The organism is Vreelandella aquamarina, from assembly GCF_044805175.1.
GTDB lineage: Bacteria > Pseudomonadota > Gammaproteobacteria > Pseudomonadales > Halomonadaceae > Vreelandella > Vreelandella aquamarina_B.
The window spans coordinates 510,019-524,672 of the sequence record NZ_CP085232.1 but is presented as its reverse complement, the minus strand read 5'-3'; the positions used below and the strand labels follow the sequence as shown (position 1 = coordinate 524,672).

Below are 14,654 nucleotides of genomic sequence, written 5' to 3'. Positions count from 1 at the left end.
ATGCCAAGTTCATGCCGGGGTTAGCCAGTGCTGGTAAGCCTCTAGCTCGCCGCGCACCGCTTGACGGTAGAGATGCTGGAGCTGGGCGGTCACGCTTTGGGCAGCAATTGGCTCACTGGGCGGCGGTGCCCCGGCACGGCTGCCAATTCTGCGGCCGTCTAGCTCCCTCAGCGGCAGAATTTCAGCGGCGGTGCCGGTTAAAAAGGCTTCATCAGCGGTGTAGAGCTCATCGCGGGTAATACGCCGCTCTTTCACCTCAATGCCTAACACATCGCGGGCAAGCTGAATGACGCTATCGCGGGTGATGCCCTGCAGGCAGGAGGTTACTTCCGGGGTGTGCAGCACGCCATCGCGCAGCAAAAAGACGTTCGCCGCAGAAGCCTCGGCCACATAGCCTTCCGGGTCAAGCATGATGGTTTCGTCAAAACCGGCTTTTACCGCCGTATTCAGCGCCAGCATCGAATTCACGTAGTGGCCGCTGGTTTTAGCGCGACACAGGCTGATATTGACGTGATGGCGCGCCCAGGAAGAGGTTAAAGCACGCAGGCCGTGGGACGCCGCATGGGGTGAGATATAGGGTCCTAAATCCCAGGCAGCAATCATTACATGGGTGGTCAGCCCTTGAGCGCGCAGCCCCAAGCCTTCAGCACCTAAAAAAACGGTGGGCTTTAAATAAGCGCTGCTTAACCCGTTTTTAGTCAGGCTTTCGCGCTGGGCATCAATCAGTTCGGCTTCGCTAAACGGCAGCGGGATATCCAGCGCGTGGGCGCTTTCCACTAGCCTGCGCGTATGCTCCGCCACCCGAAACAGTTGGGGGCCTTGCGCTCCTGCATAGGCGCGCACCCCCTCAAAGCAGCCCATGCCATAGTGCAGCGTATGGGTAAACACATGCACTTTGGCGTCCCGCCAAGCGAGCCATTGGCCATCCTGCCAAATCCAGCCGTCACGATCATAAAGCGGTGTCATCGGGTTGTTTGCTCCCACTGTTGGTGCCAGCCATCAATTAACGCCTGCTGGTGTGGCTGCAGCGCTTGGTAGCCCCAGGCGGCAATTTCGTCGTTTTGTGGATCGAACACGGCGGTCTTACTGCCCGCAAGGGTTTGGATCACGGCATGACCGCAGAGCGGCACATAGCCTTCGGAGTAGCCGCCTTCATGCACCACCACCAGCTTGCCGCTGCAGCAGCGCTCTGCCACTGCCTTTACTTGGGCAGTCATAGTGGCGAAAGCCTGGCTGTTGAGCAGCATCTTACCTAGCGGGTCTTTGGCGCAGGCGTCATAGCCACAGGCCACCACGATTAGGTCAGGCTTGAATGCCTCCAACGCGGGCAGCACCAACGTTTCCATCGCATACGCGTACGCCCCCAGGCCACAGCCAGGGGGCAGCGGCAGGTTAAGGTTAGCGCCTAACCCAGCTCCTTCGCCCTGCTCATCGAAACCACCGGTCTCTAGCGGGTAGTTCGCTGCTTGGTGTATCGAAACGGTGAAGACATCGGGGTCGTGATAAAACGCCGCCTGCTGGCCGTTACCGTGGTGTACGTCCCAATCGAGTATCGCCACCCGTTTGGCTTGACCTAGGGCGCGGGCACGCATCACCGCGACGGGAATATTGCCCAACAGGCAGAACCCTCGGCCTTGATCGGCTTCGGCATGGTGGCCCGGCGGGCGGCATAGCGCATAGGCGTTGTTGACCTCACCCAGCGCCACGGCCTCAATGGCGGCGAGGGCCAGCCCCGCTGAGTGGGTTGCCGCCGCCCAACTGCCCGGCATATAGGGCGCGCAGTCGCCGCCATTGCCGCCCCTCGCTTTATCCCCTGTTTGCAGTTCATCCAGGTAACGCGGGGTATGAAAACGCAGCAGGTCAGAGAGCGTTGCAGCAGGCGGTTTCACCACGTGAAGCTCGTCAATCAGCCCGCTGACTTCCAAAATGTTTTTCAGCCGCCGCTTGCTCTCCGGGCTTTCCGAGGCGGCCTGGGGCTGCAAGAACTCCCCCGGCGCGGAGAAAACACCGATGGCCCCCTGGTCATGCCAAAAGCAGCGCTCGTGCCAGTAAAATCCGGTTTTACTCATGCGGTAAACCCCTGCATAAAGGCCGCTAGGTTGGCGCTTAAATGCTCGGTGGGGTAGCCACCTTCCTGCACAATTACCATCGGTAGCGAGAGCCCTGCCAAGCGTTTGCCTACCTCGATAAACGCCTCGGTTTCCACATGCAGGCCCGCTAGCGGGTCATCCTTATGGGCGTCTAACCCCAACGCGACCACCACGGCATCCGGCTCATAGCGCTGCAACTGATCGATAAGGATCGCCAGCGCATCCAAATAGACCTCGCCATCGCTGCCTACTGGTAGGGGAAGGTTAACATTGGCACCCACGCCTCCATCACTGCCCTCTTCGTCGGCACCGCCCCAGAAAAAGGGGTAGAAGTCGCTGGGGTCGGCGTGCAGCGAGCCAGTCCATACATCATTTCTGGCGTAGAAGATATCCTGGGTGCCGTTACCGTGGTGCAGGTCCACATCAATAATTGCTACCTTGGCAAAGCGTTCGCGCAGCACGGTAGCCGCCAGCGCAGAGTTGTTCAGCAGGCAAAAGCCGCCTGCGCGCTCTGGCCCAGCATGGTGGCCCGGCGGGCGGCACAGCGCATAGGCCACCGGTTCTCCGTCTAGCACCGCTTCTGCTGCCGCCTCAGCAGTGGCGGCCGAGGCCAGCGCACCTTGAAAACTGGTCGCGCTGAGCGGGCAGGCCATATCGTGCAGGTGCCAGCCCGCTTGCCCAATCGGGTGGCGGGGGTAGTGGTGGCCTCCGCCGCAAGGGTGGATATTGGGTGCTACAAACTCTGCCGCATTGGGCAGCGCCTGCCAGCGCTCATAGATTGTTTCCAAGAACGCCAGATAGCGCGGCGTATGAATCTGCTCTAGGCGCTTGCGCAGCTTGGGGGAGTCTGACTCAACTGGCGCAGCGAGCACTAAGCCAGCCTTCGCTAACCCCTGAGTCAACAGTTCAGCACGCACCGGTCCTTCCGGCGAGGCGGCGGGCTGGCCGCGCAGCAAAAAAGTAGGCGGCGCATGCAACGCCTGATCAGGATGATAAAAGCACTTCATGGGTCGCAGTCCTTAGCGAAACTATGAAACAGCAGATTCAGGCAGTGATTCCCATATTTCAATAGCAGCGGCTAAATCTTCCAGAGAAGCGCCTACCGACTTAAATAGCGTGATGGATTCCGGGTTAGAACGCCCCGGTTTAGCACCGGTTAACACCTCAGCAAGCTCCGCTTGGATGTGCTCAAACTGGAACTCACCCTCATCAATCGCTTGCAGAATATCTCCCGCTTCGCCTTTTGCCCCGGCGTAGGTATCCACAAATACTTGTGAACGGCGTAAGCAAAGCGCATCGGTTTCACGCATTTGCGGCCGAAACGCGCCAATTAAATCCAGATGCGTTCCTGGCATCAGCCACTCACCTTGAATGATCGGCTGGGTGGAAAGCGTTACACAGCTGACGATATCCGCCTCCGCTACGGCGCCGGGCAATGCCTCTACCACTTGCGTGTCAAAACGGTCTGCATACTCGTCAGCCAGCGCTGCTGCCTTGCTGGGGTTACGCCCCCAAATCAGTACTCGCTTGATGGGCCGCACACTGGCGTGGGCTTCAATCACCATAGGTGCCAGCTTGCCGGTACCCACCACCAACAGCGTTTCGGCATCCTCATTGGCTAGCACCTGGGCGGCCAGTGCAGAAGCTGCAGCCGTGCGACGCCGAGTTAACTCACTGCCATCAATGCAGGCCAGCGGCTGGCCGTACTGCCCTTCACTGAGCAGATAAAGCCCAGAAATAGCGGGCACCCCATGGTCGGCATTCTGCGGAAACACATTGACCATCTTTACGCCAATGTAGCCTGCTGCTTCCCATGCAGGCATCAGCAGCATAGTGGCTTCACCATCGGGCCGGTGCATGGCATGGTGATGGCGCGGAGGAGACTCAACGCCATTTACGAACGTTGTATGTAGCCGCTTGATCAAGCCATCCCAACCAAGCGTGCGGGCGACCTCCTCAGCAGAAACAACACGCATATTAGGCCTCCGGCAGCGCGGCAACGACCATGATTTCCACTTTCCATTCGGGCTTGGCGAGTTTGGCTTCAAGGGCAGCACGCACCGGCGGGCGGCCAGGCACCACCCAGGCATCCCAGGCAGCGTTCATCTGATCAAACTCAGCCATACTGGTGACCCACACTTGAGCAGAAATCAGGTGCTCTTTGGATGTACCCGCTTGCGCCAGTAGTTGATCAATACGTGCTAACACCTGTTCGGTTTGGCCACGCATATCGGCGGTGGTATCTGTGGGCACTTGGCCTGCGAGGTACACCGTGCCGTTATGAATCGCCACTTGGCTCATGCGAGTATTACTGTCTTGATAGGTCACGCCCATTGGGTCTCTCCAAGGAAGTTAGGGTTCCTCTTGAGACTACGACGATACGAAGCCGCATGCTTGCCCGAAACTCTGGCAAATTTGCCCAGAAGTCAGGCAAGGGGAGCAGGCGCGGCTTACCTATCAGACGAGGGGGAAATCTCGAAGTAACGACGATAGGCGCGGGAAAAACTGCCCTGGTCGCGAAAACCCACCAACATGGCAATGTGGCCAAGACTCAGCGCGCTATGGCGAACCAGCGTGCGAGCGTGCTCTAACCGCCTGCGCTGTACATAAGCCAGCGGCGTCACGCCAGTTAACTCGCGAAAGCAGCTATGGAAGTGCCCAGGGCTGAGCGCACACAGTGCGGCTAATTGTTCTACTCGGATATCATCGGCTAGATGCTGATCTATCCAAGCATCCAAACGTTCTAGATCAAGCCGTTCGCTGATGCACCGAACTAGGAGCTGGTCGGCTGTTTGTTTCGGCTCATCTTGCAGGTACATATAAAGTGCCCGCAGCAGCAGCACGGCGATTTCATTTTGCAGTGCCGGGCACTGATCAAGCTGATGAGCGAGCGCATGGGTAAGCTGATTTAAGGCAGGAGGCACTGTAAAGAAACGCGGCTTATCGAATAAGCGCTCAATCTCACTGCCCTTTTCCAGCGTGGCTAAGTGCTGCACAGGGATGTCCAGCACCAGCGTACGGTTGCTGCCATCGCCCTGATATTCGTGATGGCGCGACGAGGGGATCAAACAGCCACGGCGAGCGGTGACCCGCTCCCCCTGGCCTTCCATGGCAAGCTCGGTAACGCCACATGTCGCCAGGATTAGCTGGTGAAAATCGTGGGAGTGCGCCACCTGCTCTGGGGCCAAATTGCGGCTATGCAGCTCAAACTGGGCCATGAACTTACCATTGGGTTGATTCTCAACAAGAGCCTTCACTATACGGCGATGCCACGCTTAAAATCGAGGGTGCGTTAACGTTGCATTAACGCACCCTACAACAGGCCACTACCCTTTATGCGTCAGGCAGTGCAGCGATCACCATAATTTCCACTTTCCACTCGGGCTTAGCCAGCTTAGCTTCCAGCGCCGCGCGTACCGGCGGACGACCCGGCACTACCCAGGCTTCCCACACTTCGTTCATTTCCGCAAACTCGGCCATATCGGTCACCCACACCTGGGCAGAGATTAGGTGCTCTTTGGAGGTACCCGCCTGCGCCAGCAGTTCATCAATACGCGCTAACACCTGCTCGGTTTGGCCACGCATACCCACCGTGGCATCCGCAGGCACTTGGCCCGCAAGGTAGACCGTTCCGTTATGAACAGCCACTTGGCTCATACGCGCATTGCTTTCGTGATAGGTCACGCCCATGGTGTTTCTCCAGCGAAGGTAGGTTTTTTCTTTCGTTTATAACAACCCCGCATATTTACCATAAAAAGCGTTTAGCACTAGGCCCTAATGGGCTGAAATTTGGAATTTTTGACTCACTGACATCTTCACTAAAACGTTTTATTAGCGTGAATCATCAAACAACGGGCACAAAAAAGGGCCTAGCGATAAAACGCTAAGCCCTTGAATTTGGTGCCGGTGGCCAGACTCGAACTGGCACACCCGTAAAGGCGGCGGATTTTGAATCCGCTGCGTCTACCAATTCCGCCACACCGGCAATGGATGCGCATTATACGGAGATAACCACTCAGGTCAATCTCATCGACTGACTTTATCTACCTAAAGCGCTATCCTAGGCGGCTTGTTTGACCACTGAAAAGAGCTTATTCACATGCAGCGTGCGGACTTCCATTTCGAGCTACCCGATGAGCTAATTGCCCGCTATCCGTCCGAGCAGCGCAGTGATTGCCGTTTACTGTGTGTGGATGGTCAAAGCGGCGCGCTGGCTCATCGCCGCTTTCCTGACCTGCTGGATCTGCTGGAACCCGGCGACCTGCTGGTGTTTAACGATACCCGCGTGATTCCCGCCCGCCTGCACGGCCATAAGGCCAGCGGCGGCAAGGTGGAAATGCTGCTGGAGCGCCCGCTGGATAGCCACCGGGGGCTGGCGCATATCCGCTCAAGCAAATCGCCTAAGCCGGGCACCGAGCTGATTTTCGAGGGCGATATCCACGCCGTGGTCGAAGGCCGCCGCGATGCGCTGTTTGAACTGCGCTTTTTAGGCGATACGCCGATGATCGCGCTGCTGGAAAAGCACGGCCATATGCCGCTGCCGCCCTACATCACCCGGGAAGACGAGCTGAGCGACCGCGAGCGCTATCAAACCGTCTACGCCCGCCGCGATGGTGCCGTTGCGGCACCGACTGCCGGGCTTCATTTCGATCAGCCGCTGCTGGATGCCCTGGCCGAAAAAGGCATCAACAGTGCTTTCGTGACGCTGCATGTTGGCGCAGGCACCTTCCAGCCGGTGCGGGTGGATAACATCCTTGAGCACCACATGCACAGCGAATGGATTGAGGTGACCGAGGCCACCTGCCAGCAGATCCGCGATACCCAGGCCGCTGGCAAACGCGTGGTAGCAGTGGGCACCACCAGCGTCCGCTGCCTGGAGAGCGCCTGCATGAAAAGCGGCGACGGTAAGATTGCCCCGTTCAGCGGCGACACCGATATCTTTATCTACCCAGGCTACGAGTGGCGCTGTGTGGATGCACTGATCACCAACTTCCACCTGCCCGAATCCACCCTATTGATGCTGGTATCAGCGTTCGCGGGGTATGAGCACATCATGCAGGCCTACCGTACGGCAGTAGAAGAGCGCTACGCCTTCTTTAGCTATGGCGACGCCATGCTGCTGACCCGCTAACCGCCGCGTTTACCGATTGATTAACGAGTTATTGTGATGCGAAACGAATGCTTTATGCGCTTCGAGCGCCTAGCCGAAGACGGCCGCGCGCGCCGTGGCCGCCTGCACTTTCCCCGAGGCACGGTGGAAACCCCCGCGTTCATGCCGGTCGGCACCTACGGTACGGTCAAGGGCATGACGCCGGAGTCGGTCAAAGAGATCGGCGCGGAAATCATCCTGGGCAATACGTTCCACCTCTGGCTGCGCCCCGGCACCGATGTGATCGAAGCCCACGGCGACCTGCACGACTTCGCCCAGTGGGATAAGCCGATCCTCACCGACTCCGGCGGTTTCCAGGTATTCTCACTCGGTGAAATGCGCAAGATCACCGAGCAGGGCGTGCATTTCCGCTCGCCGGTGGATGGCAGCAAAGTGTTCATGGGGCCGGAAGAGTCCATGGCGGTTCAGCGCTCGCTGGGCTCTGACGTGGTGATGATCTTTGACGAGTGCACCCCCTACCCGGCCACCTTTGAGGAGGCCGAAAAATCCATGGAGCTGTCGCTGCGCTGGGCCAAGCGCTCCCGCAATGCCCACGGCGATTCGCCTTCCGCACTGTTTGGCATTATTCAGGGCGGCATGCACCCTGAGCTGCGTGAGCGCTCGCTCAAGGGGCTACTTGAGATCGGCTTCGACGGTCTCGCCATCGGTGGCCTCTCGGTGGGCGAACCTAAAGAGGAGATGATCAAGGTACTGGATTATCTACCCACCTGGATGCCGGACGACACCCCGCGTTACCTAATGGGCGTGGGCAAGCCGGAAGATCTCGTTGAGGGCGTACGCCGCGGTGTGGATATGTTTGATTGCGTGATGCCCACGCGCAACGCCCGCAACGGCCACCTGTTCACGTCAGATGGCACTGTTAAGATCCGTAACGCCAAGCACCGTTTTGACACCCGTCCGCTGGATGAAGAGTGTGATTGTCATACCTGCCAGAATTTCTCCCGTGGCTATCTGCACCACCTGGATCGCTGCAACGAAATGCTGGGTTCCATGCTCAATACCATCCATAACTTGCGCTACTACCAGCGTGTGATGGCTGATTTGCGCGCGGCAATCGAAGCGGGTACATTGACGACCTTTGTGGAAAGCTTCTATGCAAGGCGCGGCCTCCCAGTGCCTCCCCTTGCAGAATCTGACACCTAAACAATAAAAGCCACTGGCTGAGGCGAGTGGCTTAATCCGTTCACCCATTGAGTGTTCTAACCCAGGAGTTCCCTGCAATGCTGGATTTCTTCATCTCACCAGCCCATGCCCAAGAAGCCGCTGCTGGCGGTGGCATCGCGCAAATTGTCATGCTGGTCGGTTTCGTACTGATTTTCTACTTCCTGCTGTGGCGCCCGCAAGCCAAGCGCGCCAAGCAGCACAAACAGCTGGTCTCCGGCCTCGCCAAGGGCGATGAAGTCGTGATCGGCGGCGGTTTGGTTGGCCGCGTGACCAAAGTCAGCGACGAGTTCCTGACTCTGGAAGTCTCTGAAGGTACCGAAGTCAACGTGCAGAAAAACGCCGTGGCTGCCGTACTGCCTAAAGGCACCATTAAGTCCATCTAACGCTTGCACTCCCCCCTGCCGACCCAGTGCCAGCCACCCCGGCAGGGGTGACATGGTAGCGTCGATGGTGAACGTTGCTGTGCGCAGCCTGTCTGTGCACAGCGATTCCGTTTGTAATTGAAGGCAGGGCTTGCATGCTCAACCGTTACCCCCTGTGGAAGTATCTGCTGATACTGGTCGTCCTGGTGGTTGGCCTTATCTACTCGCTTCCCAATCTATTCCCCGCAGATCCCGCTATCCAGGTCAGCGATGCCCAAGGCAACGCCCTGGATGAACGGCAAATTACCCGCGTTGAAGAAGCGCTCAGCGAGCGCGATATCGCCGTCAAAGCTGTTGAAGAGAGCAATGGCCAGTGGCTGATCCGCCTGCAAAGCGATGATGACCAGCTTGATGCACGGGATATCGCCGCCGAGGTGCTTGGCCCCAACGCCACCGTGGCGCTTAACCTGGCGGACGCCACTCCCGGCTGGCTGCAAGCTTTCTCAGCATCCCCCATGACACTCGGCCTGGATTTACGTGGCGGTGTCCACTTCCTGCTGGAAGTGGATATGAACGCCGCGCTGACCCAGCGCCTTGAGGTGAACGCCAGCGCCATGCGCGAACTGCTGCGTGGCGAACGCATTCGTTACCGCAACACCACCATTAGCGAACGCTCCATTTCCCTTGATTTCGCCAACGCCGAAGACCGCGATGCCGCCCGCCGTTTAATCAGTCGCGACTTCCCGAACTTCGAGTACACCAGCGAAGGGGATGGCCGTGCTTCAAGCCTTGTCATGACGCTCAGCGACGTGACGGTTAATGAAATTCAGGACTACGCGATCAACCAGAACTTGACCACGCTACGCAACCGGGTCAACGAGCTGGGCGTAGCCGAGCCCATGGTACAGCGCCAGGGTCCTAGCCAGATTGTGGTCGAGCTGCCCGGCGTTCAGGACACCGTCGCGGCCAAGCGTATCGTCGGTGCGACGGCGAACCTGGAGTTCCGCCTGGAAGCGCGCAACGACACGCCAGATATGGAAACCGAGCGCTTCGAGTTCCGTAACGACCCAACACGCTCAGCGGAGCTGATGCGCGATGTGATCATTACCGGTGATAGCGTTTCCAGCGCCAGCAACAGCTTCGACGAAAACGGCCGCCCCCAGGTTAATATCAACCTGGACGGCACCGGCGGTACGCTGATGAACCGCGCCACGCGCACCAATATTGGTCGCAATATGGCGGTGCTGTTTATCGAGCATAAGAGCGAAGACCGGGTTGAAGTCGACCCCGAGACCGGCGAAGAGACCATCGTTCGTGAACCGTATACCGAGCGTGGTCTGATTAGCCTGGCAACGATTCAGAGCGCGCTGGGTAACAGCTTCCGTATCACTGGCCTAGACTCCCCCACCGAAGCCGCCGAGCTTGCCCTGCTGCTGCGTTCCGGCTCCCTGGCCGCGCCGATCTACTTCGTGCAAGAGCGCACTATTGGGCCAAGCCTGGGTGCTGAAAACATCGAACGCGGCTTGCTGTCGGTGCAGATCGGCCTGCTGCTGGTCGTACTGTTTATGCTGGTGCGCTACAAAGTGTTCGGCGTCTTTGCCAACATCGCCCTCGCACTCAACCTGACGCTGCTGGTGGCGGTCATGTCGATGCTAGGCGCCACGCTGACGCTGCCTGGCATTGCCGGTATCGTGCTGACACTGGGCATGGCGGTGGATGCCAACGTGCTCATCTTCGAGCGAATACGCGAAGAGCTGCGCAACGGTATGTCAATTCAGCAAGCTATTTATGCGGGCTACGAGCGTGCCTTTACCTCAATTGTGGATGCCAACATCACCACCCTGCTGGTCGCGGTGATTCTATTCTCGATTGGCACCGGCCCCGTGAAGGGCTTTGCCGTGACGCTTTCCATCGGCATCCTGACATCGTTGTTCACTGCGCTGCTGGTAACGCGCGCCATGGTCAACCTGACCTATGGTGGCAAGCCCGTCAAAAAGCTGTGGATCTGATGTCGATGGGATCTCAACACGCGCTCAGCACAGAATTTAAGAGGTGGTCATGAAACCCCTATCCCAACTACGCATCGACTTTATGGGACGACGCAACCTCGCGTTTGTCGTCTCCGCCGTGATGCTGATTGTCTCGATTGGTGCCATTATCTTCCAGCAGCTCAACCTGGGCTTGGACTTTACCGGCGGCACCCTGGTGGAGGTGCGCTACGGTGCCGCGCCGTCGCTGGATGCCATTCGTCAGCTGCTGGAAAACAGCGGTTTTCAGGATGTCTCGGTACAAACCTTTGGCGCTTCCACGGAAGTGCTGATTCGCCTGCAGCAAGCGTTTGATGGCGACGTGGGCAACGAGGTCGTCAACCTGCTGCAGGCCAATGGCGATAGCGTCAATCTGGTACGCGCCGAGTTCGTGGGTGCCCAGGTAGGCGACCAGCTACGTGATCAGAGTGGCTTGGGCCTGTTGGTCGCGCTGGGCGTGGTGATGCTCTACGTGGCATTCCGCTTCCAGTACAAGTTTGCCCTTGGTGCGCTGCTGGCCCTACTGCACGATGTGATCATCGTGGTAGGCGTATTCTCCGTGTTCCAGCTCGACTTCGACCTGACGGTACTGGCGGCTATTCTGGCGGTGATCGGCTACTCGCTGAACGACACCATCGTGGTCTATGACCGTATCCGTGAGACGATCCGCACCTCGCGCATCGAGGATATGCCACAGATTTTCAACGAAGCGATTAACGCCACGCTGTCGCGTACGCTGGCCACGTCGGGCACCACCGTACTGGTGCTGCTGGCGCTGCTGCTGCTCGGTGGCGATATGATCGAGAACTTCGCGATTGCCCTGCTGGTGGGTATCGTGGTGGGCACGTTCTCGTCTATCTATATCTCCGGTGCCCTGCTGATTCCGCTGAAACTCTCTCGGGAAGACCTGATTCCCACCAAGAAAGAAGTGGATGAAGAGGAAGAAGAGCTGCCCTAAACGCGTTATAGCAGCCAACGAAAAGGCCCTGCCGGAATCAACCGGCAGGGCCTTTTCATATCTTCACACCTAACGCGCTGTTCTTAGAAGTGCGGCGCCAGCTGCTTAATCAGCGCTTTGTAGAGACGCGGGCCAGCGGCCATTAGCTGGCTTTCGGCATTCACGGTCGGCTTGCCATCCGGGGTACCCATCAGCGCGCCCGCTTCTTTTAGCAGCAGCGTACCTACCTGCATATCCTGCTCTTCCAGGCCCAGCACGAAGACGCTGTCTACACGGCCTGCGGCCAGTTCGCACATATCCAGCAGGCCGCTGCCGGTCGCTACCAGGGTTTCTACCTGCGGCGCGAGCTGCTGGGTAATCGATAAGTAAGCAGGCAGATGGCTCGGACGCAGCCAGGCTTCTGGCAAGCTCATCGCCATGCGCGTGCCAGGAATAGCGGTCGGTTTGCTCACCCGCATGCGCTTGTCGTTATGCTGAGCGCCGCGGCCGCGGCTGGCGATATATTCGTCATCACCAAAGGGAGAGATCACCACCGCGTGTTCGGGGCGACCTTTAACGAGACACACCACTGAGAGTGCAAAGCCCTTTCCTGCTACCGCCAAGTTGGAGTAGCCGTGCAGCGGTTCAATTTTCCAGACGATCTCTTCACCTTCGCCTTCACCCGCTTTATAGGGCGTATAGCGGCCAGAGAAGCCGTGCTGCGGATAGCCGCGCTGCAGTTGTTGAATGATGGTCGCCTCGGCTTTACGCGCTGTGTCTTCCAGCAAGCGGTCGAGGTTAAACTCTTCATGGGCGTTTTCGATGCGTTCGCGAACGCGTAAAAAGTGCTCAACGGCGCCACGCGCAGCGCGCAGCGTAAATTGGACCATCGGATTCATGATCGGGCCTTGTCACAGTGATGTTAAAGAACGGTTCAGGCGCAATACGCCTTTTGGCGGGCAATTCTAACAGAGGCCCCTCGGGCATGCCATCGACTCATGCTAAACTGCGCGTTTTACGCACATGAACCGGGCCTACTATGCTTGAGCGCATCCGAATTGTTTTAATTGGCACCAGCCACCCTGGCAACATTGGCGGCGTGGCACGCGCCATGCACAACATGGGCTTGGCGGATTTAGCCCTGGTCGCTCCTCGCTGCGATGTCATCACCCAAGACAGCATCTCACGTGCCTCCGGTGCCGACCATCTGCTCCACCAGGCCACGGTACACGCCACACTGGAAGAGGCGGTGGCCGATTGCACATTGGCCGTTGGTGCCAGCGCCCGCTCGCGCACGCTTCCCTGGCCGATGATCTCCCCTCGGGAGCTTGCCGAGCGCTTGCCTGGCGAATGCCAGCCGGAAAACGCCCGTGTTGCATTGGTGTTTGGCCGTGAAGATAGCGGATTGACCAACGCCGAGCTGCAGCGCTGCCATGCCCATGTGCATATTCCCACCAATGCCGATTTCAGCTCGCTCAACCTTGCTGCGGCGGTTCAAGTGGTGGCTTATGAGTGCCGCATGGCGTGGTTAAGCCAGGCAGATGCCCCCACCGCTTCCGAAGATAATGACGCGCTGGCGACCCACGAAGAGCTTGAGCGCTACTTCGAGCATCTAGAGCGGACGCTGATCGCCATTGAGTTTCACGACCCCGCCCAGCCTCGCCAACTGATGGCACGCCTGCGCCGCCTTTACTTGCGGGCACGGCCTGAAAAAATGGAGATGAACATCCTGCGCGGCATTCTTTCAGCCACTGAAAAATCGGCCAAACAGAGCGGAGCAGGTAGTGCCAAGAAAGAGCATGAAGACAAATCCGCGTAACCCATAACAGCGCATTCATCACAAGAGGCGCTAGCAAAGCGGCAATGACCTAAACTTGAAGTTACGTCAACGCGCCCCAACATCGCCTTTTCGACGGCCGCTTTGCACTCACCATATTCCAATACTGTATTGCTGCTGCCTCCCTTAACGCCAAGGATCACCCATGTTTCAACGCCTGCGTGAAGACATCAATAGCGTATTTGACCGCGACCCGGCGGCACGTAATTTTCTTGAAGTGCTGACCAACTATCCCGGCCTGCACGCCCTGTTGCTGCACCGTTGTAGCCACTGGCTGTGGAAAAAGAACTTTAAGTGGCTAGCACGAACGCTATCGACCTTCTCCCGCTGGCTCACTGGCATTGAAATCCACCCAGGCGCGACCATTGGGCGGCGCTTCTTTATTGACCACGGTATGGGCGTGGTGATTGGTGAAACCGCACAGGTGGGTGACAACGTCACGCTTTACCAGGGCGTCACGTTAGGCGGCACCAGCTGGAACAAAGGCAAACGCCACCCCACCCTGGAAGATGGCGTGATTGTCGGTGCCGGTGCCAAGATACTGGGGCCGTTCACCGTGGGCGCTGGGGCCAAAATTGGCTCTAACGCGGTGGTGACTAAAGAGGTACCGGCCGGCGCGACCGTGGTCGGCATCCCCGGCAAGGTAGTGAAGCGCGCCGACCCGGATGTAGAGGAAGCGCTGGACGTAGACCCCGCCCGCCGCGAAGCCATCTGCCAGAAATTTGGTTTCGATGCCTATGGCGTCAGCCAGGATATGCCCGACCCGGTGGCGCGCTCGATGCAGGCCATGCTCGATCACATGCACGCCGTGGACGAGCGTATTGAGCGCATGTGTTCAACCCTACGCAAGCTTGACGCCAACTACCGCGACGGCCAGTTACCCGCCCTGCGGGACGAGGACTTTGCCGATATTTTGGATGAGAACGACACCGGCTGCCCTGGCCTCGGCCGCACTGCCCAGGAGCGTACCACCCAATCATCGGAAAGCAGCACCACCCGCAATAGTTGACCAAAGCACTCAGGATTTCCATAATGGCGCAACATTTGCTGCCAGCGCGCTGAAGGCT

15 protein-coding genes and 1 tRNA gene are annotated in these 14,654 nt (G+C 58.4%); 7 read left to right on the top strand and 9 right to left on the bottom strand.

All coding sequences use genetic code 11. From position 1 onward, the window contains the following. Positions 1-9: 9 nt before the first annotated feature. The 8 genes from LG300_RS02500 to LG300_RS02465 form a co-directional block, all read right to left on the bottom strand. A complete protein-coding gene (locus LG300_RS02500) occupies positions 10-966 on the bottom strand; it encodes a branched-chain amino acid transaminase (protein ID WP_404376849.1) in 957 nt (318 codons plus the stop codon). Next, entirely contained in the window at positions 963-2,069 is a 1,107-nt protein-coding gene (locus LG300_RS02495) for a class II histone deacetylase (protein WP_404376848.1), read from the bottom strand. The genes LG300_RS02500 and LG300_RS02495 overlap by 4 nt, the downstream gene beginning before the upstream one ends. After that, positions 2,066-3,097: a histone deacetylase family protein gene (locus LG300_RS02490; protein WP_404376847.1), complete on the bottom strand. Its 1,032-nt coding sequence runs from the start codon at positions 3,095-3,097 to the stop codon at positions 2,066-2,068. Before LG300_RS02490 ends, LG300_RS02495 begins: the two co-directional genes overlap by 4 nt. Before the next feature lie 21 nt (positions 3,098-3,118). Beyond that, a complete protein-coding gene (locus LG300_RS02485) occupies positions 3,119-4,066 on the bottom strand; it encodes an ornithine cyclodeaminase family protein (RefSeq protein ID WP_404376846.1) in 948 nt (315 codons plus the stop codon). 1 nt (position 4,067) lies between these two features. Then, positions 4,068-4,424: a RidA family protein gene (locus LG300_RS02480; RefSeq protein ID WP_404376845.1), complete on the bottom strand. Its 357-nt coding sequence runs from the start codon at positions 4,422-4,424 to the stop codon at positions 4,068-4,070. 116 nt (positions 4,425-4,540) lie between these two features. Then, entirely contained in the window at positions 4,541-5,308 is a 768-nt protein-coding gene (locus LG300_RS02475; RefSeq protein WP_404376844.1) for an AraC family transcriptional regulator, read from the bottom strand. 115 nt (positions 5,309-5,423) lie between these two features. Next, complete coding sequence (locus LG300_RS02470) at positions 5,424-5,780, bottom strand: RidA family protein (protein ID WP_054641705.1); 357 nt, start codon at positions 5,778-5,780, stop codon at positions 5,424-5,426. Between the two features lie 208 nt (positions 5,781-5,988). After that, positions 5,989-6,075: transfer RNA gene (locus tag LG300_RS02465), tRNA-Leu, on the bottom strand. Positions 6,076-6,189: 114 nt separating this feature from the next. On the opposite strand from LG300_RS02465, the gene queA reads away from it, so the two are divergent. The 5 genes from queA to secF all read left to right on the top strand — a co-directional run bounded on the left by queA (position 6,190) and on the right by secF (position 11,771). Continuing rightward, on the top strand, positions 6,190-7,221 hold the full coding sequence (gene queA, locus LG300_RS02460; protein WP_404376842.1) for a tRNA preQ1(34) S-adenosylmethionine ribosyltransferase-isomerase QueA: 1,032 nt from the start codon (positions 6,190-6,192) through the stop codon (positions 7,219-7,221). 36 nt (positions 7,222-7,257) lie between these two features. Further along, a complete protein-coding gene (gene tgt, locus LG300_RS02455; protein WP_404376840.1) occupies positions 7,258-8,403 on the top strand; it encodes a tRNA guanosine(34) transglycosylase Tgt in 1,146 nt (381 codons plus the stop codon). A gap of 77 nt (positions 8,404-8,480) precedes the next feature. After that, positions 8,481-8,807, top strand: coding sequence for a preprotein translocase subunit YajC (yajC, locus tag LG300_RS02450; protein ID WP_044628915.1), 327 nt, complete (start codon positions 8,481-8,483; stop codon positions 8,805-8,807). A 134-nt stretch (positions 8,808-8,941) separates the two neighbouring features. Beyond that, positions 8,942-10,795: a protein translocase subunit SecD gene (secD, locus tag LG300_RS02445; RefSeq protein WP_404376838.1), complete on the top strand. Its 1,854-nt coding sequence runs from the start codon at positions 8,942-8,944 to the stop codon at positions 10,793-10,795. 49 nt (positions 10,796-10,844) lie between these two features. Continuing rightward, on the top strand, positions 10,845-11,771 hold the full coding sequence (gene secF, locus LG300_RS02440) for a protein translocase subunit SecF (RefSeq protein ID WP_404376836.1): 927 nt from the start codon (positions 10,845-10,847) through the stop codon (positions 11,769-11,771). 83 nt (positions 11,772-11,854) lie between these two features. Here secF and LG300_RS02435 read toward each other — a convergent pair whose 3' ends face one another. Continuing rightward, positions 11,855-12,649: an inositol monophosphatase family protein gene (locus tag LG300_RS02435; RefSeq protein WP_404376834.1), complete on the bottom strand. Its 795-nt coding sequence runs from the start codon at positions 12,647-12,649 to the stop codon at positions 11,855-11,857. A 140-nt stretch (positions 12,650-12,789) separates the two neighbouring features. On the opposite strand from LG300_RS02435, the gene trmJ reads away from it, so the two are divergent. Together trmJ and cysE are read left to right on the top strand one after the other, a co-directional pair. Further along, complete coding sequence (gene trmJ, locus LG300_RS02430; RefSeq protein ID WP_404376831.1) at positions 12,790-13,569, top strand: tRNA (cytosine(32)/uridine(32)-2'-O)-methyltransferase TrmJ; 780 nt, start codon at positions 12,790-12,792, stop codon at positions 13,567-13,569. A 163-nt stretch (positions 13,570-13,732) separates the two neighbouring features. Beyond that, positions 13,733-14,596, top strand: coding sequence for a serine O-acetyltransferase (cysE, locus tag LG300_RS02425; protein WP_404376829.1), 864 nt, complete (start codon positions 13,733-13,735; stop codon positions 14,594-14,596). The last annotated feature ends 58 nt before the right edge of the window (positions 14,597-14,654 follow it).